The 22,820-nt window shown below is 45.3% G+C and carries 20 protein-coding genes; 17 read left to right on the top strand and 3 right to left on the bottom strand.

The genetic code is table 11. The features are described from left to right. The first annotated feature begins 15 nt into the window (after nt 1–15). The 11 genes from QVP94_RS07040 (at nt 16) to metK (ending at nt 12,172) form a co-directional block, all read left to right on the top strand. Nucleotides 16–5,367: an Ig-like domain-containing protein gene (locus tag QVP94_RS07040; RefSeq protein WP_022192250.1), complete on the top strand. Its 5,352-nt coding sequence runs from the start codon at nt 16–18 to the stop codon at nt 5,365–5,367. A 177-nt stretch (nt 5,368–5,544) separates the two neighbouring features. After that, nucleotides 5,545–5,697 carry a hypothetical protein gene (locus QVP94_RS07035; protein WP_005853901.1) on the top strand — a complete coding sequence of 51 codons (153 nt, stop codon included), beginning with the start codon at nt 5,545–5,547 and terminating at the stop codon, nt 5,695–5,697. Continuing rightward, nucleotides 5,698–6,120, top strand: coding sequence for a type II toxin-antitoxin system VapC family toxin (locus tag QVP94_RS07030; protein ID WP_005853903.1), 423 nt, complete (start codon nt 5,698–5,700; stop codon nt 6,118–6,120). Between the two features lie 167 nt (nt 6,121–6,287). Further along, nucleotides 6,288–7,166, top strand: a complete 879-nt coding sequence (locus QVP94_RS07025) for a cell division protein FtsX (protein ID WP_005853905.1) — start codon at nt 6,288–6,290, stop codon at nt 7,164–7,166. A 27-nt stretch (nt 7,167–7,193) separates the two neighbouring features. Beyond that, complete coding sequence (locus tag QVP94_RS07020; RefSeq protein WP_005853907.1) at nt 7,194–7,433, top strand: DUF3098 domain-containing protein; 240 nt, start codon at nt 7,194–7,196, stop codon at nt 7,431–7,433. Then, on the top strand, nt 7,430–8,230 hold the full coding sequence (locus QVP94_RS07015; RefSeq protein ID WP_005853909.1) for an undecaprenyl-diphosphate phosphatase: 801 nt from the start codon (nt 7,430–7,432) through the stop codon (nt 8,228–8,230). Before QVP94_RS07020 ends, QVP94_RS07015 begins: the two co-directional genes overlap by 4 nt. A gap of 3 nt (nt 8,231–8,233) precedes the next feature. Beyond that, nucleotides 8,234–8,941: a tRNA pseudouridine(55) synthase TruB gene (gene truB, locus QVP94_RS07010; protein WP_005853910.1), complete on the top strand. Its 708-nt coding sequence runs from the start codon at nt 8,234–8,236 to the stop codon at nt 8,939–8,941. A gap of 12 nt (nt 8,942–8,953) precedes the next feature. Further along, complete coding sequence (queA, locus tag QVP94_RS07005; protein ID WP_005853911.1) at nt 8,954–10,003, top strand: tRNA preQ1(34) S-adenosylmethionine ribosyltransferase-isomerase QueA; 1,050 nt, start codon at nt 8,954–8,956, stop codon at nt 10,001–10,003. Nucleotides 10,004–10,013: 10 nt separating this feature from the next. Next, nucleotides 10,014–10,472, top strand: coding sequence for a 2-amino-4-hydroxy-6-hydroxymethyldihydropteridine diphosphokinase (gene folK, locus QVP94_RS07000; RefSeq protein WP_005853912.1), 459 nt, complete (start codon nt 10,014–10,016; stop codon nt 10,470–10,472). 30 nt (nt 10,473–10,502) lie between these two features. After that, nucleotides 10,503–10,697 (top strand): hypothetical protein, encoded by a 195-nt coding sequence (locus QVP94_RS06995; RefSeq protein ID WP_008773773.1) that lies wholly within the window; start codon nt 10,503–10,505, stop codon nt 10,695–10,697. Between the two features lie 188 nt (nt 10,698–10,885). Continuing rightward, nucleotides 10,886–12,172 carry a methionine adenosyltransferase gene (gene metK, locus QVP94_RS06990; RefSeq protein ID WP_005867099.1) on the top strand — a complete coding sequence of 429 codons (1,287 nt, stop codon included), beginning with the start codon at nt 10,886–10,888 and terminating at the stop codon, nt 12,170–12,172. A 114-nt stretch (nt 12,173–12,286) separates the two neighbouring features. Here metK and QVP94_RS06985 read toward each other — a convergent pair whose 3' ends face one another. Continuing rightward, a complete protein-coding gene (locus tag QVP94_RS06985; protein ID WP_005853918.1) occupies nt 12,287–13,057 on the bottom strand; it encodes an ABC transporter ATP-binding protein in 771 nt (256 codons plus the stop codon). A gap of 2 nt (nt 13,058–13,059) precedes the next feature. Further along, complete coding sequence (locus QVP94_RS06980) at nt 13,060–13,806, bottom strand: MlaE family ABC transporter permease (protein ID WP_008773770.1); 747 nt, start codon at nt 13,804–13,806, stop codon at nt 13,060–13,062. A 175-nt stretch (nt 13,807–13,981) separates the two neighbouring features. Between QVP94_RS06980 and QVP94_RS06975 the strand changes: the two genes are divergently transcribed. Further along, a complete protein-coding gene (locus QVP94_RS06975) occupies nt 13,982–15,097 on the top strand; it encodes a glycoside hydrolase family 43 protein (RefSeq protein ID WP_022192249.1) in 1,116 nt (371 codons plus the stop codon). Between the two features lie 84 nt (nt 15,098–15,181). Beyond that, nucleotides 15,182–15,934, top strand: a complete 753-nt coding sequence (gene lptB / locus QVP94_RS06970) for an LPS export ABC transporter ATP-binding protein (protein WP_008779931.1) — start codon at nt 15,182–15,184, stop codon at nt 15,932–15,934. Here lptB and QVP94_RS06965 read toward each other — a convergent pair. Then, on the bottom strand, nt 15,929–16,816 hold the full coding sequence (locus QVP94_RS06965; RefSeq protein WP_009017964.1) for a CPBP family intramembrane glutamic endopeptidase: 888 nt from the start codon (nt 16,814–16,816) through the stop codon (nt 15,929–15,931). The genes lptB and QVP94_RS06965 overlap by 6 nt on opposite strands. A 143-nt stretch (nt 16,817–16,959) precedes the next feature. On the opposite strand from QVP94_RS06965, the gene tig reads away from it, so the two are divergent. The 4 genes from tig to recQ all read left to right on the top strand — a co-directional run bounded on the left by tig (nt 16,960) and on the right by recQ (nt 22,631). Continuing rightward, nucleotides 16,960–18,312: a trigger factor gene (tig, locus tag QVP94_RS06960; protein WP_005853929.1), complete on the top strand. Its 1,353-nt coding sequence runs from the start codon at nt 16,960–16,962 to the stop codon at nt 18,310–18,312. Between the two features lie 189 nt (nt 18,313–18,501). Beyond that, a complete protein-coding gene (gene clpP, locus QVP94_RS06955; protein ID WP_005853931.1) occupies nt 18,502–19,164 on the top strand; it encodes an ATP-dependent Clp endopeptidase proteolytic subunit ClpP in 663 nt (220 codons plus the stop codon). A gap of 21 nt (nt 19,165–19,185) precedes the next feature. After that, entirely contained in the window at nt 19,186–20,418 is a 1,233-nt protein-coding gene (clpX, locus tag QVP94_RS06950; protein WP_005853934.1) for an ATP-dependent Clp protease ATP-binding subunit ClpX, read from the top strand. A gap of 32 nt (nt 20,419–20,450) precedes the next feature. Next, nucleotides 20,451–22,631 (top strand): DNA helicase RecQ, encoded by a 2,181-nt coding sequence (recQ, locus tag QVP94_RS06945; protein ID WP_005853936.1) that lies wholly within the window; start codon nt 20,451–20,453, stop codon nt 22,629–22,631. Nucleotides 22,632–22,820: the final 189 nt, after the last annotated feature.

Genomic DNA, 22,820 nt, shown 5'->3' with positions numbered 1-22,820 from the left:
AAAACAAAGATAAACATGAAAAAGAGTATATTAGCGATATTCCTTGCTGTCATCGCGATGGCACAGGTACATGCGCAAGATTCAGATTTACGTTCCGCCCCGGATCTTCCGACGTTCAAGGTGACATTGAATTATAGCTCGGCGAATACGGATCAAGGAACCATAACCAGTACGGTAGCCACGGGTTCCAAGGTGGCATATAATAGTAAACCTGTTTTCACGATCACGGCGAAGCCCGGATATGTCCTGTCGGATATAACGATGAATACGGCTACTATTGGCACGTTGCCGAGCGGTACTTTTCAAAATGATAATACGACCACCTATTCCTATACTTCCACCGCTTTGACCGGTAGTACGGAAATCAAGGCGGTGTTCAAGGCGAAAGAGCAGGTGACAGTCACGATCTCTCCTGAGTATGCCACCTTGGATGAGATAAGGGCGAAGGTAAATTTGCCCAAGGTTACTTTTGACCCGGTTATTACGGGGTATAAAGTACAATACAGGGAGGATGGCTCTGCTGCTTTGACGGATGAACTACCCGAAAAGGCTGGACTTTATTATGTTGTCGTAACCAAGTCGGAGACTGATACGCAAGCCGCCATAAACAAGGAGATTCTATTCAAGGTACAACCGCCCCATACGCTTTCTTACTCGTTTGAGGAGGCGCAAGGATCTGTAACCGCTTCTATGGATGGCTCCATTATCGCCAGTGGTGATGAGATCGTTTATAATAAGCCAGCCGTATTGAAGATTGCCTCCAAGCCCGGTTATGTGTTGAGCAGACTTACCGTAGATAATAATGAGGTGACTTTGCCGAAAGGAACTTTTAATTCTTCTACGAATGAGACTTCCTATGCGGATTATACGACATCGGCGTTGACCGCTTCTACGGTTATTGACGTGCGATTTGCCGCGAAGAAAACCGTATCTGTAACAGCCAATCCATTATCTGCCACGAAGGATGAGGTTTTGGCTGGTAAGAATCTTCCGGTTATCACATTTACCCCCAATACGATAGCGGGGCAGAAGGTTCAATATAAGAACGCTTCCGGAGCTTTATCCGATAAACTTCCTGCGGCGGATGGTGTTTACACGATCGTCGCGACCAGTCCCGAGACCGCGGAATATGCCGCCTTGAAGGATGAGAACATGAAGTTTACGGTATCTAAAGCGAATGTATTAAATTATAACGTGGAAACGGCCGGACAAGGTACGGTTACCGCCAAGATGGGCTCTACGGACATGGCAAGCGGTAACGAGATCATTAACGGGCAACCTGCCGTATTTACAATTATCGCTAACCCCGGATTTCTATTGAATAAGATTGTTGTGAATGGAACTGCGGTATCAGCCTTGCCAAAAGGCGCGCTAAATAAGGATAACACGATCTCTTATACCTATACGACCGCCTCGTTAACCTCCTCTACGACCTTGTCAGTAGGTTTCGCCGCGAAGAAAACGATTTCCGTGAGTGTAACAGGTTCTTCGGCGACAAAAGACGAGATCGTGGCCGGGAAGAATTTGCCGGTTATTAAGTTTACGCCGGAAATAGCGGGACAAGTGGCTCGATATCGTGCGGCCGATGGTTCGGAGACTTCCACGTTACCGCAGATAGTCGGAGCTTATAAGATCGTCTTATTTAGTCCGGAGACCATGGAGTATGCCGCGTTAGAGGATTCCTCTAAAACGTTTACGATCCGTAATGCCAATACCTTGGCTTACGCTGTCGATGGTGGACAGGGCACGGTTACCGCCAAGATGGACAACAAGGACATCATTAGCGGTGGTGAGATCGCTTACGGTAAGCCCGTCATTTTTTCGATCGTATCGAATGCCAACTATAGGCTAGGGGCTATTAAGCAAGCCTCTTCGGACGTGGATATCTCGAAGATCAAGGGAACGTATGCTAATGGAAATACCTCTTACACGTACACGACTCCTAGTCTGACGAGTGGCGATAGCTATACTTTTGCGTTCGTCTCCAAGGATACGGTGAGGTTCGTGGCTAACAACCTTGTCCAGACGGTCGGCTCCATCAAGCCGGTCACGGTAACAAGTGCTGTGGAGGATATCAAGATCGAATATCAATTGAGCGGTACGGCTTGGGTTACGACATTGCCTTCCACGCTGGCTGTGGGTTCTTATAAGGCCCGTTTGAGCCGTGCGGAGGACTTGACATACCGTAGCCTCTCTGATACGGTTACGTTAGTGGTGGAGAGCAAGAAAGAGGTGGAAAATCTGGTATTGCCCACTATCTCGGGTCGTATTGAGGAAGGACAGTCCTTGTCCGCTTACGTGTTGACGGGAGGCTCTACTTCCGGTACGTTCTCATGGAAGAACCCGAACGACACCATCTCCGCGGAGGAGTCAACGGAATATGGGTTGATATATGAGCCTAGCAGCCCGTTGTATGCGGTGAAAGATACGTTTATCAAGTTGAGAGGCGTCGTACCTGTCTATACGATGTTGGTAACGGCCGGCAGTAACGGAAGTGTCAAGCTGGAAGGCCGTACGGCCAATGACCGGTACGCGGGCTATTCCCGGTTGACAGCGACCGCCATCGCGGATAAGAACTATGTGTTCGTGAAGTGGAGCGATGGGAATACCTCCGCCAATCGTACGCTGGAGGCGACCAAGAACCGTAATATAAGCGCCGAGTTCGCCCCGATCGAGTATGAGGTGACTTTTGATACCCCGTCGAATGGCTCGTTGAATGTATATGCCAATGGCGAGCGTGTCACGAGTGGAAAGAAGTGGTTGCAAGGAACCTTATTGACGATCACGGTCGAGCCGAAGGCCGGCTACAAGGTCCAAGCGGTAAAGGTAAACGACGCGTTGGTGAATAACGGCTCGTATACGCTGATCCAAGATGCGGATATCGCTGTGACTTTCGAGAGGATCGTGAGCGGTCATCTGGTAAAGGTGGGCTCATCTCTAAACGGTAGCGTAGCCTTGATAAACACGAAGACGAAGGCGCCTATCACTCCGGGTGACGCGGTGAATGAGGACGTGAAAGTGAAAGTGATCACGAAGGCGGATTATGGTTATAAGATGAACTCCGTAAAGGTGGAGGGCGCGATTTACTCGCCCGCCGATAGCACATTCACGGTAGGCAAGGAAGAGGTCAAGGTGGATGTCACGTTTGGACTTGCGCAATTCGAGGTCAAAAAGGCGATGAATCTTGAGGGTGCCGGAACGATCGTATTAAAGTCTGAAGGTGTGGAAGTCGATGAGAATTCAGGCATGGACTACAAAAAAACATTGACCGCCACGGTCACGGTCAATGAGGGGTATCGCTTCGTGAGCTTGATGGTGAACTCTACCGAGATCAAGTCCGGCGAGAGCTTCACGGTGACGGGCCCGATGACAGTCACCGCCAATTTCGTGGAGAAGAAGGATTTGTCAGGCTTGATAGAGAAGGCACCCCAGACGCTTGTCTATAATAAGCTATCGAGAAGTTTCAGCGTAAGGCTGGAGGGATATTCCGGCCTGAATTTCGATGTCTCCTATAGCCTAGGCGGAGCGCCTTTGGACAACCCGAAATCGGCCGGCACGTATGACGTGACGATTAGTCGCGCCGAGGATGACTTATACAAGAAAGTAGAAAATGTAACCTCCCAATTGATAATCACTAAAGCGGACATGGCCTTGCTGGAGGAACCTTCCGTAGAAGGGAATACGGTAACAGCCGAGCTTACCCAAGATTTTGCGGGAGCGATCTGGAATCCATCAGAACAGAGATCGGCTCTCCGTGCGGCCACAGGTAGCGAGATCTCCGGAAGCCTCAAAGAGAATGCGGTTAACCGCTTGCGCTTTATGCCGCTTGACTCTAAAAATTACAATCCGGTTGATTACTCGATCCTGAGGGGATCTGTCGAAAACAGCTTTGCGCTAACCACGGAGAATACGGAAGTAACGAACGGCGGCTTGGTGGTCGCTACTCGTACCTTCCCCGAAGGTACGGAGTTAAGGTTGAGAGCGGTCCCGGGCGCAAACGAACGGTTCATAAAATGGAAGGAAGATAACAGAACAAATGTTGAGCGGACGGTAACGATGAGTAATGCCATTACTCTCACCCCTCTATTTGAAAAAAAGCAGGAGGTGAAGATGAAGGATACCGAGCCCTTGTCGTTCACATACGACGGTTCGATCCATTTGGTCGGATTGGATGATATATTGGCAAAACCATATCCGAAAAACGTGACGGTTAAGTATACGAATCTGGACGGATCAGTGGCAACCCCGATGAATGCCGGCACTTACTTAGTAGTGGTATCGTATGCGGGTGATGATGATTGGGCACCTTTCGCTAATGACATCCAAGGAAAGAGAATGGTTATCAATAAGGCGAAAGTGGATTTGAACGCTCTGACCGCTCCGACCGCTTCGGAGATCACGGAAGGCCAAGCCCTCTCAGAGTCCGTATTGTCCGGTGGTGTAGCGAAAGCCAAAGATGGGACTACCATATCCGGTAAATTTGAATGGGCTGACGCGTCAGCTATATTGAAACCCGGCGATAACCAGAAAAAGAAAGTGATCTTCACGTCGTATGATCCGAATTATGAGGATGCGACTACGGAAGCGGAGGTTACGGTGAAAAGTTCGGATGCGTTAGTTATCACGTTCGCTCAACCGGAAAATGGCTCTTTGAAAGTCTATATGTTGAAGGGTGAGGGTGAGAAGACCGAGATAACGAGTGGAACCGCTGTGGCGGAAGCGACTAAGCTAACCGTTGAGGCGGAAGCCTATCCGGATTATGAATTGGCCGTTATTCAAATAGGCGAAGAGAAGTATACGACTTCGCCTGTAGAGATTGAAGTCGATAAGTCCTTGGCTATTATGGCAGAGTTCAAGCCGGTTTCTACACCTCCGGGAACAGATGTGGCTGTTACGGGAGTTTCTTTGAATATCACGTCCAAGGCATTGGCCGTAGGTGAATCTTTTGCCTTGCAAGCGAAAGTTACCCCTGATAACGCCACTATGAAAACCGTCTCTTGGAGCAGCAGCGACGAGACGGTGGCTACTGTTGACGCGGATGGTGTCGTTACTGCGCTGAAGATCGGTACCTGTAAGATTACCGTGGCTACCGATGACGGCAACAAGACGGCGTCTTGTGTGGTAACTGTCTCCGGTACGGTAGGTATCGAGCAAATCATCAACGATCATCAAATCTATTGCGAGCGAGGTGCGATAACCGTTCATCCGGCCCGTCCAATCTCGATCCGTATCATAGCGGTGACTGGAGTTAGCCTGTATGGCGACTCAATTATCGGAACTACCCGTATCCCGGTATCTACCGGCATCTATCTGGTGGAGATTATCGAGAATGGAAAGCGCATGACTACGAAAGTAAACGTTCGCTAGCAATATCATTAAAAAATACTAACCCTTGAGTCTTTAATGTTGGGGAAGGCCGCTAGGAACATCTTGTTCCGGCGGCCTTCTTTTTTATCCTAGAAGCTTTACTTTATCTGTTTTTGTTCTGATATAATTAAATAAAACGTTATCTTTGTATCATAGAAAATTAAAACAGAAAGCCTTATGGAAAAAAATGAAGAAAAGAAAAAGGAAGAAAATGCCAAAACTAAAACAACTGTGGCGAAGACTGGAAAAAGAAAGGTAAGTAAGACATGGGAAGCTATGCAGCGGTTAAAGGGAAGTCTGATTGTAAATGACCCCAAATTTTTACTGTAAATGCGATATCTCATTGACACGAATATTTTTGTATATATGGCATCTGATCCCGAATATCTAAATAGGAATATAGATGCTATTATCCAAGATCCGGAAACCCTTCTTTATATAAGTGCCGAGTCCGTACGTGAGCTGATTGTCGCTTATCGAAATAAAGGACTGTGTTCTAAACGATGGAAGTCGGCAGAAGCGATGATCGTCGCCATAGAAAAGGAGTTTTATGTGAAAATATTGCCATTGAAAAAAGAACATATGCAAACGTATGCGCATATGGAGATCAATGAGGCGCAGGGACACAAAGATCCCTCAGACCACGTAATTATTGCGCATGCCATAACGGAACATCTACCGCTTATTTCAAGTGATACCCGTTTCGGATTCTATAGAAGTCAAGGGTTGGACTTGGTATTCAATCAGAAATAATCTATATATTGTATATGTACGAATAGCCTTTGTTAGAGTTGTAGAGGTTAAATATTCTAAAACCCTTTCGGCTTACTTATTTTATTCGTTCTTTTGCAAGAAAATTGGGAGGTGTGTTCTCTGTACGCATCTCCTTAATTTATTTAACGTTAATAAGTGAGAGTCTGATGGCTGAAAATAAAAAAGTTAGTTCTGTTTCTTTCTTTAACTCCCGGCTTACGTCTGTTATTAGTATCTCCTTGGTACTATTCTTGCTAGGACTCATTCTATTGATAGGGATGTTGGGTAATAAACTCTCCGTTTATGTGAAAGAGAACTTATCTTTCTCCATCGTGCTGAAAGATAACCAAAAAGAAACTGAGATAAAGAAAATGCAGAAGAGCTTGGATGCTCTTCCTTTTATAAAATCAACCGAGTATATATCGAAAGAGCAAGCCGCGAAAGAGTTGGAAGAAGAACTGGGCGAGAATCCGGAAACCTTCTTAGGCTTTAACCCTTTACAGGCCTCGATTGAGGTGAAACTGCATTCGGAGTACGCCAACCCCGATAGCCTCCAAGTGATAGAGAAGAAGATTAGAAACTATACGTCGGTCTCGGAGCTGCTTTACCGAAAGGATATGATGGAGATGGTCCATAATAATATGAAGCGGTTGGGCTTGATCCTGCTAACCTTGGCTGCGGTACTGATGATTATCTCGTTCGTGTTGATCAGTAATACGATTCGCCTGTTGATTTATTCCAAACGATTCTTAATTCATACGATGAAGCTAGTGGGGGCTACTTCCGGCTTTATACGTAGGCCTTTTGTGAAATATAACATAGTAAGTGGCATTTTCGCCTCTATCTTGGCAATATTGATGCTAACCGGAGCGTTATATTATTTGCAAAATGAATTGAAAGGTTTTATCCAGATATTGGATATGCAGACATTATTATTGGTTTATGTGGCAGTGTTTGCTTTAGGTATTGTCTTGTCCGTGATCGCGACCATTTTTGCCGTGAATAAATATTTGCGGATGGGGGTCGATAAGTTGTATTATATTTAATGTACGAATAATAAAGAGTTGAGAAAGATGGCTAAAAGAGATTTTGCTTTCGGAAAAGAGAATTTTATACTGATTGCGGTAGCGGTTGCCTGCATCGTGCTTGGTTTCATATTGATGAGTGGTGGAGGTTCCGGGGATAATACGTTCAATCCCGATATATTCAGCGCCCGCCGTATCGTGGTAGCTCCGGTGGTTACGGTTATTGGTTTCGTGATGATGATTTTTGGAATCTTGAAGAATAGCAAAGATAAAGAAGTAACAGAATGAGTTGGTTTGAGGCCTTGATACTGGGTATCGTACAGGGATTGACCGAATATCTGCCGGTGAGCAGTAGCGGTCATTTAGCGATTGGTTCCGCTTTGTTTGGTATAGAGGGAGAGGAGAATCTCGCGTTTACTATCGTCGTGCATGTGGCGACCGTATTCAGTACGTTAGTGGTTTTATGGAAGGAAATCGATTGGATATTCCGTGGTTTGTTTAAATTTCAGATGAACGCGGAGACGAAGTATGTGATCAATATCTTGATTTCCATGATTCCGATCGGGATCGTTGGGGTATTCTTTAAAGATACGGTAGAACAAATCTTTGGATCGGGTTTATTGGTCGTTGGTTGTATGCTGCTATTGACGGCGGCTTTGCTGGCATTTTCGTATTATGCCAAACCACGCCAGAAAGAGTCGATCTCGATGAAAGACGCTTTTATTATCGGTCTGGCTCAGGCTTGCGCCGTGATGCCGGGTTTGTCACGTTCCGGATCAACGATCGCTACCGGTTTGTTATTGGGAAATAATAAGGCGAAACTGGCCCAGTTTTCTTTCTTGATGGTAATACCTCCGATCTTGGGAGAGGCGTTGTTGGATGTGATGAAGATGGTGAAAGGTGAAGATGTGGCCGGGGACATTCCTGCGTTATCATTAGCGGTAGGTTTCGTGGCCGCTTTTGTTTCCGGTTGCGTGGCCTGTAAATGGATGATCAACATCGTGAAAAAGGGGAAACTGATTTATTTCGCTATCTATTGCGCGATCGCGGGATTGGTGACAATTGCTTGTACATTACTTAAATAAAGAATGGATTTTATAGCTGGAGAGATTTTATATTTTAATAAACCGCTAACGTGGACTTCTTTTGACCTAGTTAACAAATTTCGCTATAAGCTAAGTCGGAAACTGAAGGTAAAGAAGATTAAAGTTGGACATGCGGGGACACTGGATCCCTTGGCTACAGGTGTGATGATCGTTTGTACCGGGAGGGCTACGAAGCGGATCGATGAGTTTCAATATCAGACGAAGGAATATATCGCTACGTTGAAGTTGGGAGAGACTACCCCGTCTTTCGATTTGGAGAAAGAGATAGACGCCGTGTATCCCACGGAACATATAACCCGTGAGCTCGTGGAGGAGGTTTTAAAGACATTCGTGGGTACGATCCAACAGATTCCCCCGGTGTTCTCCGCTTGCAAAATCGAAGGTAAACGTGCTTATGAGCTAGCCAGGAAAGGAGAGGAGGTTGAACTAAAATCCAAGACATTGGTTATAGACGAACTGGAGTTGCTGGAGTGTGATTTGCCTGTTATAAAGATACGGGTGGTATGTAGCAAAGGTACCTATATTCGTGCGTTGGCTCGTGATATCGGGAAGGCCTTGAATTCCGGCGCTCATTTGATTGGTTTGGAACGGACTCGCATCGGAGAGGTAACCTTGGATATGTGTATGTCTCCAGAGGAGATTGATGATTTCTTAGAGAAGAATGTGGTAAAAATAGAAGAAGAAAAATAAATAGAGTGCATTATGAAGCTTTCGAAATTCAAATTTAACTTACCGTCGGAATTAATCGCTTTACATCCGGCGAAGAACAGAGATGAGTCGAGGTTGATGGTCGTTCATCGTGATACGGGTGAGATCGAGCACCGCGAATTCAAGGATATTCTAGACTATTATGGAAAAGGTGACGTGTTTATCTTTAATAACACGAAAGTTTTCCCCGCTCGCTTGTACGGTAACAAGGAGAAAACAGGGGCGCGTATCGAGGTGTTCTTGTTGCGCGAGCTGAACGAGGACTTACGTTTGTGGGACGTATTGGTGGATCCGGCTCGTAAGATCCGTATCGGTAATAAGTTATACTTTGGCGAGGATGATTCCATGGTCGCGGAGGTAATTGATAATACGACTTCGCGGGGTCGTACGCTCCGTTTCTTATATGACGGGAACCACGACGAGTTTAAGAAGGCTTTGTATGCCTTGGGCGAGACTCCGCTGCCTAAGTATATCGAACGTGAGGTGGAACCGGAAGACGAGGATCGTTATCAGAATATTTTCGCCGCGGAAGAAGGTGCGGTTGTGGCTCCTGCCGCGGGATTGCATTTTAGCCGTGAGTTGATGAAACGTTTGGAGATCAAGGATTGCCAGTTCGCTTTCTTGACATTGCATTCGGGCTTGGGTAATTTCCGTGAGATCGACGTGGAAGATTTGACAAAGCATAAGATGGATTCTGAGCAAATGGTCGTAAATGCCGATGTAGTGGATATCGTGAACAAGGGAAAGGATGAGGGGCACAAGGTTTGTGCGGTCGGAACTTCCGTGATGCGTGCGATCGAGACGGCCGTAAGTACGGATGGTCATCTGAAAGAGTTCGAGGGCTGGACGAATAAGTTTATCTTCCCTCCGTATGATTTCAGCGTGGCTACCAGCATGGTGACAAATTTCCACATGCCGTTGTCTACATTATTGATGATGACAGCTTCTTTCGGTGGTTATGAGTTGATCATGGACGCTTACGATATCGCTTTGAAAGAGAAATATCGTTTCGGTGCTTACGGCGACGCTATGCTAATCCTTTAATCCGGTTTCTATGGCGACAGCTTACCTTGGATTAGGTACGAACGTAGGCAATAAACGAGAAAATTTGGTGACAGCGGCGGCGCTGTTGGCTGAAAGGGTGGGAGATGTTCTTGCCCTTTCTGATATGTATGAGACGGAGCCTTGGGGATTTGAATCGGACAACACTTTCTTGAACGCCGTGATCGTTATGACAACGGAACTTTCCCCTATGGAATTATTAGACGCTACCCGTTTGATCGAGATCGAGATGGGACGTATCGAAAAAAGTGACGGTGCGTATCATGACCGTATCATCGATATCGATCTGTTAATGGTGGATGAGCAAATCCTGCATACGGAGCGGCTGACGCTACCGCACCCTCTGATGCACAAACGGTCGTTTGTTATGGAACCGTTGGCAGAAGTAGCTCCGTTGGTGAAACATCCTGTGTTTGGCAAGACGATGCGTGAACTTTTATCCGAATTATAAGTTTTTATTATGAACTACGAGATTTGAGTTATGAATAAAGAAATTAATAAAGCGATGACGCAAGGGATCGTTTTCAAGAAAGCGAAAGGTGAGGCAACGGATCCGAGTGGTAAGAAAATCAAGTTCTCTGATTTCCTGAAAGGGACACATGGCTCTGATTCAGCGAAATGGAAGGCTGGCTTTAAATATAAAAAAGCCTTACGTAATTCCAAAAAGAAGAAATAATTCTCAATTTTAAACTTTCAGTTCTCAATTATTGCGTATCTTTGCGAATGAATTGACGTGGATAGATTTGTATTGCTTGCAACCACGGGAAAAAATGCTAAAAACATATCCTTTTCGTTGCCGTCCGGCAGAAAAATCCTTCCAAGTTCAATTCAGTTGTAGATTAGTAATCTTTTCAATTTAAAACGATGAGTTATTTATTCACCTCCGAATCGGTGTCTGAAGGGCACCCCGATAAAGTAGCCGATCAAATATCGGATGCTTTGCTGGATGAGTTCTTGGCGTATGACAAGAATTCGAAAGTTGCTTGCGAAACCCTTGTTACAACCGGACAGGTTGTCTTGGCTGGAGAAGTTAAATCAAGTGCGTATGTGGATGTGCAGGAAGTGGCACGTGGCGTGATCGAGAAGATTGGTTACACGAAAAGCGAGTACCAGTTTGAAGCGAAGTCATGTGGTGTGTTCTCTTCTATCCATGAGCAGAGTGGCGACATCAACCGTGGCGTAGAGCGTGCGGATCCCTATGAGCAGGGTGCCGGCGACCAAGGTATGATGTTCGGTTATGCTACTAATGAGACTGAGAATTACATGCCTTTGGCGTTGGACTTATCTCATAGTTTATTATGGGAATTGGCGAAGATCCGTAAGGAAGAACCGGATTTGATGCCTTATTTACGTCCGGACGCTAAGAGTCAGGTTACGATTGAATACGATGATAACGGTAAGCCGTTGCGTATCGATACGATTGTGGTATCCACGCAGCATGATGAGTTTATCGGTCCGAAAGGTATTTCACAGAAGGAAGCGGATGAGGCTATGCAAAAGAGGATCGCCTTAGACGTGAAGAAGATATTGATACCTCGTGTGAAGGCTCAATATCCGGCTCATGTACAGGCTTTGTTTAATGATAATATCATTTATCACGTGAACCCGACCGGTAAGTTCGTGATCGGTGGTCCTCACGGTGATACCGGTTTGACCGGCCGTAAGATCATCGTGGATACATACGGTGGCAAAGGTGCTCATGGCGGTGGTGCTTTCTCTGGAAAGGACCCTTCTAAGGTAGACCGTTCGGCTGCTTATGCCGCTCGTCATATCGCTAAGAATATGGTTGCCGCCGGTGTGGCGGATGAGATGCTGGTACAGGTGTCTTATGCGATCGGTGTGGCTAAACCGATGAATATTTTCGTGAATACTTTTGGCCGTGCGAAGGTGAATATGACGGACGGAGAGATCGCCGCTAAGATCTGGGATATCTTCGATATGCGTCCGAAAGCGATCGAGGAGCGTTTGAAATTGCGTAACCCGATTTATTTCGAGACCGCTTCTTATGGTCATATGGGACGCAAACCCCAGACGGTGACGAAGACATTCTCTTCCCGTTATTTGCAGAAGCCGGTTACTTGTGATGTGGAGTTATTCACATGGGAGAAATTGGATTATGCAGATAAGATCAAGGACGTGTTTGGTCTATAAAAAATAAGTGGAAAAAGTAAGCTGGCTTAAATGGCGAAGTATGTTAAGATACTTTGCCATTTAAGTTAAGATACTTAGCCGATGAAGTTAAGATACTTTGCCAAGTATGTTAACTTACCCTTCCTCTTGGAGCATTTCTACTTCTTTTACTTTCCTGAACAGGTCGGACGCAAAGATGAAATCGTTCAACGCTTGGTTATTAGAGGTGATTACCTGCTCTTTTGTTCCTTGCCATTCCTTCACGCCTTCCTTAATAAAGATGATATTATCACCAATATTCATCACGGAGTTCATGTCGTGGGTATTGATAACGGTCGTCATATTGTACTCCACCGTAATGTCGTGAATCAAATCATCAATCAATAGAGAAGTCTTGGGGTCTAGTCCGGAGTTCGGCTCATCGCAGAACAGGTATTTAGGATTTAGGGAGATCGCTCTTGCGATGGCGGCACGTTTCATCATACCTCCACTGATCTCGGAAGGATATAGATGTCCAGCCTCGGACAGGTTTACACGTTCCAAACAGAATTCCGCACGTTTCCTGCGCTCTTTTGTTGAGTCTTTAGAGAACATATCTAAAGGAAACATTACGTTTTCCATTACCGTCATGCTGTCGAATAAAGCGGAACCTTGGAACAACATACCCATTTCCCGACGCAGCATATTTAACTCATGCTTGTTCATCGTGATCAAGTCTCTGCCGTCGTATAATATCTGTCCGGTATCAGGTTTCATTAACCCGATGATATTCTTGATCATTACCGTTTTACCCGAACCGCTTCGTCCGATGATCAGATTCGTCTTACCATCCTCGAACGTCGTACTTATATCTTTCAAGACGACACGTCCATCGAAAGACTTCGTTATATTCTTAACTTCGATCATTTTTAAGTAAGCATTAAATGGGTTAATATTACGTCGGCAAGTAAAATCATGATACTGCTCATGACCACGGCATTCGTACTTGCCTTACCTACCTCTAGGGCGCCTCCCTTTACGTTATAGCCAAAATAGGCAGCGATGGATGAGATGATGAACGCATATACTACGGATTTGATAATAGAATACCAAATGTAAAACTCGTTGAAGTAGAATTGCAAACCGTACTCGAACGAGGAAGGAGTCATTCCCGTACTCGTTGAGTAACTGGCGAATATGCCGCCCATGATACCGGTGAACATACTGAAGATAACCAATACCGGAATAAAGATCATCAAACCGAGCATTTTCGGAAGGATCAGGAAGTTGGCTGAATTAACACCCATGATTTCCATGGCGTCTATCTGCTCGGTGACTCGCATGGTTCCGATCTCGGAGGCGATATTACTGCCTACTTTACCCGCTAGGATTAGTGCCATGATAGAGGAAGAGAATTCCAGCAAGATAATCTCACGGGTGGTATAGCCGATCGTAAACTTAGGAATCAAGGGGGAACTGATATTCAAGGAGATCTGGATGGCGATAACCGTACCGATAAAGACCGAGATGATTATGACAATCCAAAGAGAATCCACGCCTAGCTTGTATATCTCTTTGATCAATTGCTTAAAGAACATACTCCACCGGTCTGGAAGTGTTATACTCTTCATCATCAGTAGGGTATACTCACCCATTCTGTGTAATGCTTTATTCATTTTTATCTTGATAAATTTCTGATTTCAATTTGCAAAGATAGCGTAAAATCCACTAATAACCATATAACATCTTAGAAACAAGATTGGTTTTATTTGTAAATCCTATGGTATTAAAGTTTGCCACATCCCTCTTTTTTAACTATGTTTGTTTTCTTAAATACTAAAAAATACTTTTATGAAGCGAATTCTTTTAGGAGTGATCGGCTTGCTGTGTTTATGTGTGGCTTGCCTGCGGAAGGATCTTTCTTTTAAGCCGGGGGAAGTTTGGCCGGATGATAAAGGGGTACATATAAACGCTCATGGTGGCGGTATTCTACGGGTTGGGGATACTTATTATTGGTTTGGTGAACATAAAACGGAGGGCTCGGCTGGAAATCTGGCTCAAGTAGGCGTTCATTGCTATTCGTCGAAAGATTTATATAATTGGAAAGACGAGGGAATCGCCTTATCGGTCGTGCCGGATGATACGACGAGCCATATTGTTAAGGGATGCGTGTTGGAGCGTCCGAAAGTGATTTATAATAAAAAGAATGATCAATATGTAATGTGGTTTCATTTAGAGCCGAGAGGTGCTGGCTATTCGGGAGCATTGAGTGGAGTGGCTGTCAGTAAAAACGTGGCGGGGCCTTACTCGTTCGTAAACGCTTTCCGTCCGAATGCCGGTTTTTGGCCGGTTAATGTACAGGAACTACATAAGCAACCTTGTACGCTTTCCGCAGATCTACGTTTTAGCGGTGGAGAGTTACCTGCCCATCCGGATAGATTGAATTTATTGGGGCGTGACCAAATCTCCGGACAAATGGCTAGGGATATGAACCTTTTCGTGGATGACGATGGCATCGCTTATCATATTTATTCCTCGGAAGAGAATAGTACCTTGCATATATCGCAGCTGACCGATGATTATACGAGTTATTCCGGTAAGTACGCCCGTTTCTTCCCGGGGCGTTTCATGGAAGCTCCAGCCTTGTTCAAACAGAAGGGGAAATATTATTTGATTATGTCCGGCTGTACGGGCTGGGCTCCGAATGCGGGACGATCGGCGGTCGCTTCCTCGATTTGGGGACCTTGGAAGGAATTGGAAAATCCGTTTAGGGGAGAGAACTCGGAGGTGTCGTTTTATTCTCAGAGCACGTACGTATTGCCTGTACCCGGCCATGCGGATCGCTTTATTTATATGGGAGATCGTTGGACTCCGGAGAACGCTATAGACGGACGTTATATCTGGCTTCCTATCCGATTCGAGGGGGAGCAACCCGTGATCGAGTGGCGATCTGAGTGGAGTTATTAAATTCTCTTATCGCTTTTTTGCGAATGTATGTGATGTAGATCTGCGGATTATCACGTACATTCGCGTTAAATTTTTAAGTAGCTTATGTCAGACGAACAACGAATGGTGCTCCGTACGGAGGACTTGGTAAAGAAATATAGGACTCGTACGGTCGTGAATCATGTATCGATTAACGTGAAACAGGGGGAGATCGTTGGTTTGCTTGGTCCGAACGGAGCGGGAAAGACGACCACCTTTTATATGACAGTAGGTTTGGTCACTCCTAACGAGGGTAAGATCTTCTTGAATGACATGGAGATTACGAAATTCCCGGTCTATAAGCGGGCTCGCAACGGCATTGGCTATCTGGCGCAAGAGGCTTCGATTTTCCGGAAAATGACGGTGGAAGATAATATCCGCTCGGTCTTGGAGATGACGGGACGTAGCATTGAGTACCAAAAAGAGAAACTGGAAAGCTTGATTTCAGAGTTCGGTTTGAATAAGGTTCGTAAAAACTTGGGAGACCAGCTTTCGGGTGGAGAACGGCGTCGTGCGGAGATTGCCCGCTGTCTGGCGATCGATCCGAAGTTCATTATGTTGGATGAGCCTTTCGCCGGTGTAGACCCGATCGCCGTACAAGATATCCAGACAATCGTGGCTCGCTTGAAACATAAGAATATCGGAATCTTGATTACCGACCACAATGTGTACGAGACATTGAGTATTTGTGACCGGGCCTATCTCCTGTTCGAGGGAAAAGTCCTTTTCCAAGGAACCGCCGAACAACTAGCCGAGAACGAGATCGTGCGCGAGAAATATTTGGGAAAAGACTTTGTGCTGCGTAAGAAAGACTTATAGCAGTCGTTTCAATCGCCTGTTTACCAGTATGAACAGCAGGAAAGATAAGGCGGCGATAAGACAAAAGTCCAAAAGATGCTCGGCGGGAATATCGCCTGTGATAAACTCGTTATCCTTGAGACGACTGTCCGACATCCCTATTACGGCGAAAGCATTATTGACAAAGTGGGCGAACACCGGTATCCAGATGCTCTTGCTCCAATAGAGTAGATAGCCGAAATAGGCTCCGAGTATCATCCGGGGCAAGAATCCGTAAAATTGTAAATGGAAGGCGCTAAATAGTATGGCGGCGACCCATATGATCGTATGAGGGTTGGAGGTCCATTTCCCGATCACTCGTTGCAAGGCTCCTCTGAACAGGAACTCCTCGGTTATCCCGGCCGTAACGGCGATAACGATAAGGTTGGCCAGGATTACCCAAACGCTATCGCTGGATAACAGGATCGTCGTCAGTTGTTCGGCGAGGGTTTCTTGCGCCCGCATCCATTCCTCGATAGGAGCCATAAACGCGGGTAACTCCATCTGCTTGTTGAGCAATCCTAGCAAATTGATAACCGGAGAAAATAAGAACACGCAAACTAAGGTGAGAATCCAGATCCTGCCGTCTGTGATTTTCTTGACTGATAGATAATGGCGGGGATTGTCACTACATATCCAAGCCATGGCGATAGATGGTAGCAAAAAGGTACAGATCGCCGAGATGAACTGAATGAGCCTCATTAAATTAGCGTCTTGGGTTATATCAGCCTGTAAACCGTGGGTCGCAAGTAATAAGCCCGTGGATATAATAGATGATAAAACGGCTCCAGCCAATAAGAATAGCAAGAGGATCAAAAGTTGGATTATCGCCGGACGGGTAGCATATATTCCTTTTATTCTCATAATGATTCATTCAAAGGGTAAATAATTGCCGCCAAATATAAACAAAAGAATAAAAACAGATCAAAATTTGCACGATTAAAAGAATAAGTCTAATTTTGCGACCTAAAATTCGATACGACTATTAATTAAATAAATCATTCAGAATGAACGTTTCGCTTAAAAACAATGATGCCGTAAGCGGTATCGTGAAATTAGAAATAGTGAAAGCTGACTATGCTGATCAGGTAGACAAGAGCCTGCGTAGCCTTCGTCAGAAAGCCAATGTACCGGGTTTCCGTAAGGGCATGGTTCCTATGGGCATGGTTAAAAAAATGTACGGAAAGCACGTGCTGGTAGAGGAGATAAACAAATTAGTTTCTGAGAATCTGTTCAAGTATATCCGTGAGAACGATTTGCATATCTTAGGCGAGCCGATGCCTAACGAGACTGAGCAAAAGCCGTTGGATTTCGATAAGGAAGAGGATTTCGAATTCTGTTTTGACGTGGCTTTGGCTCCGGAGATCAATATCGAGTTGAGCAAGAACGATAAACTTCCGTTCTATCAAGTCGCTATCGATGAAGAAATGCTAAATAACCAAGTAAACGCTTATCGCTCAAACTTCGGTTCTTACGACAAGGTAGACGAGGTTGAGGAAAAAGATATGGTAAAAGGTACGGTAGCCGAGCTTGAGAATGGTGCCCCGAAAGAAGGTGGTATCGTTGTTGAGGATGCTGTCTTGATGCCTATGTATATCAAGGATGAGGAAGAAAAAGCTAAATTTATCGGTGCTAAAGTAAATGCCGTAGTGGTATTCAACCCGAATAAGGCTTACGAGGGTGCTGAGGCTGAGATCGCTTCTTTCTTGAAGATCGATAAAGAGAAAGTGGCTGAGACTACAGGCGACTTTAGCTTTGAGATCAAGGAGATCACCCGTCATAAAGACGCAGAGATGAACCAAGAGTTGTTCGACAAGGTATTTGGCGAGAACGTGGTTACCAGCGAGGAAGAATTCAAGAACAAGATCAAGGAAGCTTTGGCAGAGCAATTCGCTCCTCAGAGTGACTTCAAGTTCTTGACAGATACTCGTGATATGTTGGTTGAGAGAGCTGGCGAGTTGAATTTCGCTGACGATTTATTGAAACGTTGGTTGCTTGCCGCTAACGAGAAGAATACGAAAGAGAAGATCGACGAGGACTTCCCTCAGATCCTTCAGGATTTGAAATATCAGTTGATCAAGGAGAACTTGGTTAAGAAGAACGGCTTGAAGGTTGAGGACGCTGACATCGAGAACTTCGCTAAACGTGTGGCTAAGGCTCAGTTCGCTCAATACGGCATGTTGTCTGTACCTGAGGATGTACTTGACAACTACGCTAAAGACATGTTGAAAAATAAGCAAACACTTCAGAACATCATCGACCGTGCGGTTGAGGAGAAATTGGCTGCTTGGTTGAAAGAGCAAGTGGAACTTGATGTTAAGGAGGTAACCGCTGACGAGTTCAACAAACTTTTTGAATAAAAAGATCTTTACTCGGCCTCTTAGGAGGTTGTTTTATATCAAAAAAGGGATTTCTCTCTAAAAATATCTTAGCGGATAGCGAAATAAATTGTTTCTTTCAGAAATTTATTTATAACTTTGTTTTTCCGTTAAGTCACAGAGGGAAATCCCTTTTTACGTCTTCTCGGTAAATAAAAGATAGGAGAAAATATGGAAGATTTTAGAAAGTATGCTACAAAGCATTTAGGTATGAGTGGTACGGCTCTGGATAGTTATATGAACATCTCCAGTAGCTATATCTCCCCGACAATTATAGAGGAACGACAGCTGAATGTCGCTCAAATGGATGTCTTCTCTCGGTTGATGATGGACCGTATTATTTTCTTGGGCACGCAAGTGGATGATTATACCGCTAACGTGATTCAAGCGCAGTTGTTGTATCTGGATTCCAGTGATCCCGGAAAGGATATCTCTATTTATATCAATTCGCCGGGTGGCTCTGTATATGCGGGCTACGGCATTTATGACACGATGCAGTTTATCTCCAGCGACGTATCTACGATTTGTACGGGTATGGCCGCCTCTATGGCGTCTGTCTTATTGGTGGCGGGAACCAAGGGAAAACGTTTCGGCTTGAAGCACTCCCGTGTAATGATCCATCAACCGCTTGGCGGCGTACAAGGACAGGCTTCAGACATCGAGATTACCGCTCGCGAGATCTTGAAGGTTAAGAAAGAACTGTACACCATAATCTCGGATCATTCAGGTAGACCCTATGAGGAGATCGAGCGCGATGGCGACCGTGATTTCTGGATGACCGCGGAGGAAGCGAAAAAGTATGGCATGATCGACGATGTTTTAACACGTAAATAACAAAAACAACAATAAGAAACTATGGCCAAAACAACAGGCGATACATGTACGTTTTGCGGCAGGAGTAGCCGTGATGTTAATTTGCTTATCAATGGGATCTCTGGTTGTATTTGCGATGATTGTGCCCGGCAGGCGTATGAGATCGTAAAGGAGCAGACAGGAGGTAAGAAAACTTCTTTTGGTTTGAAGCAGAAAGATCTGCCTAAACCGGAAGATATCAAGACTTTCTTGGATCAGTACGTGATCGGGCAGGATGACGCGAAGCGTTATCTGTCGGTATCGGTGTACAACCATTACAAGCGTTTACTTCAAAAGGTTACCGCCGATGATGTAGAGATTGAGAAATCTAATATTATCATGGTGGGCGCTACCGGTACGGGCAAGACTTTGTTAGCCCGTACGATCGCTAAGTTATTGCATGTCCCGTTCGCTATCGTGGACGCTACGGTACTTACCGAGGCAGGTTACGTGGGGGAGGATATTGAGAGTATCTTGACCCGGCTATTGCAAGCGGCGGATTATGATGTGGAGGCGGCCCAACGGGGTATCGTCTTCATCGATGAGATCGATAAGATCGCACGTAAGAGCGATAATCCGTCTATCACTCGGGATGTCAGCGGTGAGGGTGTACAGCAAGGTTTGCTGAAACTTCTAGAAGGATCGATCGTGAATGTGCCTCCTCAGGGGGGACGTAAGCATCCGGAGCAAAAGATGATTGCGGTGGATACGAAGAATATCCTGTTCGTTTGCGGTGGTGCTTTCGATGGAATCGAGAAGAAGATCGCTCAACGCTTAAATACCCGTGTGGTCGGTTATTCGGCTAGTTTGGATACGGCTACCGTAGACCGGAATAATTTACTGAAATACATCACCCCGACTGATTTGAAGTCGTTTGGCTTGATCCCGGAGATTATCGGTCGTTTACCTATCCTCACGTATCTGAATCCGCTGGATCGTGATACGCTTCGTAACATCTTGACCGAGCCGAAGAACTCCATTATCAAGCAATACGTCAAATTGTTCGAGATGGATGGCATTAAGCTGACGTTCGATGAGAAAGTCTATGAGTTTATCGTGGATAAGGCGCTTGAGTTTAAGCTGGGTGCCCGTGGGTTACGTTCAATCGTAGAAGCCGTGATGATGGACGCTATGTACAGTATGCCATCTCAAAAAGTAAAGGAACTCCATGTAACGTTGGAGTATGCGAAAGAGAAATTTGAAAAATCGGACGTGAACCGTTTACAGGTCGCGTAAACGTAGGCGGTTTACTATAAATAATACGAAGTATGGCAAAGAAGGATCATTTAACAGAAGAGCTAAATCGGCACTTTGGCTTCGGTACCTTTAAGGGGAACCAGAAGGCTATTATTGAGAACGTGCTGGCCGGGAAGGATACTTTTGTATTAATGCCGACGGGGGGAGGTAAATCTCTTTGTTATCAATTACCATCCATACTAATGGAAGGAACCGCGATCGTGATATCTCCGTTGATCGCTTTGATGAAGAATCAGGTGGACGCGATGCGGAATTTCAGTGAGGAAGATGGGGTCGCCCATTTTATCAATTCCTCTTTGAATAAGTCGGCTATCGACCAGGTGAAATCGGATATATTATCAGGACGTACCAAGTTGCTGTATGTAGCACCGGAGTCCTTGACCAAGGAAGAGAACGTGGATTTTCTGCGTCAGGTAAAGATCTCTTTCTATGCGGTGGACGAGGCGCATTGTATCTCGGAATGGGGACATGATTTCCGTCCGGAATATCGAAGAATCCGTCCGATTATCAATGAGATCGGTAAACGTCCGTTAATCGCTCTGACCGCTACCGCTACACCTAAGGTGCAGCACGATATCCAGAAGAATCTGGGTATGATAGACGCTACAGTCTTTAAATCATCCTTCAACCGCTCTAATTTGTATTATGAGGTTCGTCCGAAAGGAACGAATATAGACCGCGAGATCATTAAGTATATTAAAGCCAACGAGGGTAAATCGGGTATCGTATATTGTTTGAGCCGTAAAAAGGTGGAGGAATTTGCCGACATCTTGAAAGCCAACGGGATAAAGGCGTTGCCTTACCATGCGGGAATGGATTCGCAAGTACGTTCCGCCAATCAGGATGCCTTCCTGATGGAACAGGCGGATGTGATCGTGGCTACGATCGCTTTCGGTATGGGTATCGACAAGCCGGATGTCCGTTATGTGATTCATTACGATATCCCGAAGAGCCTAGAAGGTTATTACCAGGAAACCGGTCGTGCCGGTAGGGATGGCGGAGAAGGCCAATGTATCGCTTTCTATGCTTATAAGGACTTGCAAAAATTGGAGAAATTCATGCAAGGAAAGCCCGTGGCCGAACAGGAAATCGGCAAACAGTTGCTTTTAGAGACTGCAGCCTATGCCGAGACTTCCGTCTGCCGGAGAAAAGTGCTATTGCATTATTTCGGTGAGGAATACCTGGAAGATAATTGTGGTAATTGTGATAATTGTTTGAACCCAAAGAAGCAGGTGGAAGCGAAGGAATTGTTAAGCGCGGTACTGGAGGTTATCAGTACGTTGAAAGAAAAGTTTAAGGCAGATTATATCGTAAATATTTTGGTAGGTAACGAAACCTCCGAAATCCAAAATTACAAGCACAATGAATTAGAGGTCTTCGGTTCCGGACAGGACGAGGATGATAAAACTTGGAACGCCGTTATTCGTCAGGCTTTAATCGCTGGCTATTTAGCGAAGGATATTGAGAATTATGGTTTGCTGAAAATCACGGAAAAAGGTAAGGAGTTCATGAAGAAGCCGGTATCGTTCAAGATTACCGAGGACAATGAATTCGAGGAAGAGGAAGAGGAAGTTCCGGTTCGTGGGGGCGCCTCTTGTGCGGTAGACCCGGTTCTTTATTCCATGATGAAGGATTTGCGTAAGAAATTATCCAAGCGGTTGGAAGTTCCGCCTTTCGTGATTTTCCAAGATCCCTCTTTGGAGGCTATGGCTACTACTTATCCGATCACGTTGGACGAGTTGCAGAATATCCCGGGAGTGGGCGCTGGTAAGGCGAAACGTTATGGCAAGGAGTTCATTGAGTTGATCAAGAAACATGTAGAGGAGAACGAGATTGAGCGTCCGGAGGATTTGCGCGTACGTACGGTCGCTAATAAGTCCAAGTTGAAGGTCTCAATCATTCAGCGGATCGACCGTAAGGTGGCGCTGGACGAGATCGCGTTGACTAACGGACTTGAGTTCACCGAGCTTTTGGATGAGATCGAGGCGATCGTATATTCCGGTACACGTATCAATATCGATTATTTCTTGAATGATGTGATGGATGAGGATCATATCGAGGATATTTACGAGTATTTCAAGGATTCGGAGACCGACGGTCTGGAAGACGCCATTGAGGAATTAGGCGGTGACTATACGGAAGAGGAGATTCGCTTGGTCCGTATCAAGTTCTTGTCTGAAATGGCAAACTAATGGGAGGGTGGCCCGGTTCCACTCTAAAGAAAAAACAAATAAAGAAGCTTATTGTTCCTTCCGAAAGAGATTTATTTTTCCTTCGGAAGGAATTTTGTTTTCGTTCGGATGAAAGTTTATTTTCTTCCGAATCGAATTTTTAATTTCTCCCGTATCGATTTATTGCGTGAAAAGTCGTATATTTGCGCG

Origin of the sequence: Parabacteroides sp. CAG:2 (assembly GCF_000436315.1) — a bacterium.
GTDB classification, from domain to species: Bacteria; Bacteroidota; Bacteroidia; order Bacteroidales; family Tannerellaceae; genus Parabacteroides; species Parabacteroides distasonis.
The sequence above is the reverse complement of the archived record's forward strand: the minus strand, read 5'-3'. Positions and strand labels throughout refer to the sequence as shown.

Bases quoted from the DNA above. Each gene is read 5' to 3' on its own strand.
- QVP94_RS06975 (WP_022192249.1), top strand. From the start codon at position 13,982: ATGAAGCGAATTCTTTTAGGAGTGATCGGCTTGCTGTGTTTATGTGTG.
- QVP94_RS07020 (WP_005853907.1), top strand. From the start codon at position 7,194: ATGGCTAAAAGAGATTTTGCTTTCGGAAAAGAGAATTTTATACTGATT.
- queA (WP_005853911.1), top strand. From the start codon at position 8,954: ATGAAGCTTTCGAAATTCAAATTTAACTTACCGTCGGAATTAATCGCT.
- folK (WP_005853912.1), top strand. From the start codon at position 10,014: ATGGCGACAGCTTACCTTGGATTAGGTACGAACGTAGGCAATAAACGA.
- clpX (WP_005853934.1), top strand. From the start codon at position 19,186: ATGGCCAAAACAACAGGCGATACATGTACGTTTTGCGGCAGGAGTAGC.
- QVP94_RS06985 (WP_005853918.1), bottom strand. From the start codon at position 13,057: ATGATCGAAGTTAAGAATATAACGAAGTCTTTCGATGGACGTGTCGTC.
- QVP94_RS06995 (WP_008773773.1), top strand. From the start codon at position 10,503: ATGAATAAAGAAATTAATAAAGCGATGACGCAAGGGATCGTTTTCAAG.
- QVP94_RS07035 (WP_005853901.1), top strand. From the start codon at position 5,545: ATGGAAAAAAATGAAGAAAAGAAAAAGGAAGAAAATGCCAAAACTAAA.
- recQ (WP_005853936.1), top strand. From the start codon at position 20,451: ATGGCAAAGAAGGATCATTTAACAGAAGAGCTAAATCGGCACTTTGGC.
- metK (WP_005867099.1), top strand. From the start codon at position 10,886: ATGAGTTATTTATTCACCTCCGAATCGGTGTCTGAAGGGCACCCCGAT.
- QVP94_RS07030 (WP_005853903.1), top strand. From the start codon at position 5,698: ATGCGATATCTCATTGACACGAATATTTTTGTATATATGGCATCTGAT.
- lptB (WP_008779931.1), top strand. From the start codon at position 15,182: ATGTCAGACGAACAACGAATGGTGCTCCGTACGGAGGACTTGGTAAAG.
- QVP94_RS06980 (WP_008773770.1), bottom strand. From the start codon at position 13,806: ATGAATAAAGCATTACACAGAATGGGTGAGTATACCCTACTGATGATG.
- QVP94_RS06965 (WP_009017964.1), bottom strand. From the start codon at position 16,816: ATGAGAATAAAAGGAATATATGCTACCCGTCCGGCGATAATCCAACTT.
- QVP94_RS07025 (WP_005853905.1), top strand. From the start codon at position 6,288: ATGGCTGAAAATAAAAAAGTTAGTTCTGTTTCTTTCTTTAACTCCCGG.
- clpP (WP_005853931.1), top strand. From the start codon at position 18,502: ATGGAAGATTTTAGAAAGTATGCTACAAAGCATTTAGGTATGAGTGGT.
- tig (WP_005853929.1), top strand. From the start codon at position 16,960: ATGAACGTTTCGCTTAAAAACAATGATGCCGTAAGCGGTATCGTGAAA.
- QVP94_RS07015 (WP_005853909.1), top strand. From the start codon at position 7,430: ATGAGTTGGTTTGAGGCCTTGATACTGGGTATCGTACAGGGATTGACC.
- truB (WP_005853910.1), top strand. From the start codon at position 8,234: ATGGATTTTATAGCTGGAGAGATTTTATATTTTAATAAACCGCTAACG.
- QVP94_RS07040 (WP_022192250.1), top strand. From the start codon at position 16: ATGAAAAAGAGTATATTAGCGATATTCCTTGCTGTCATCGCGATGGCA.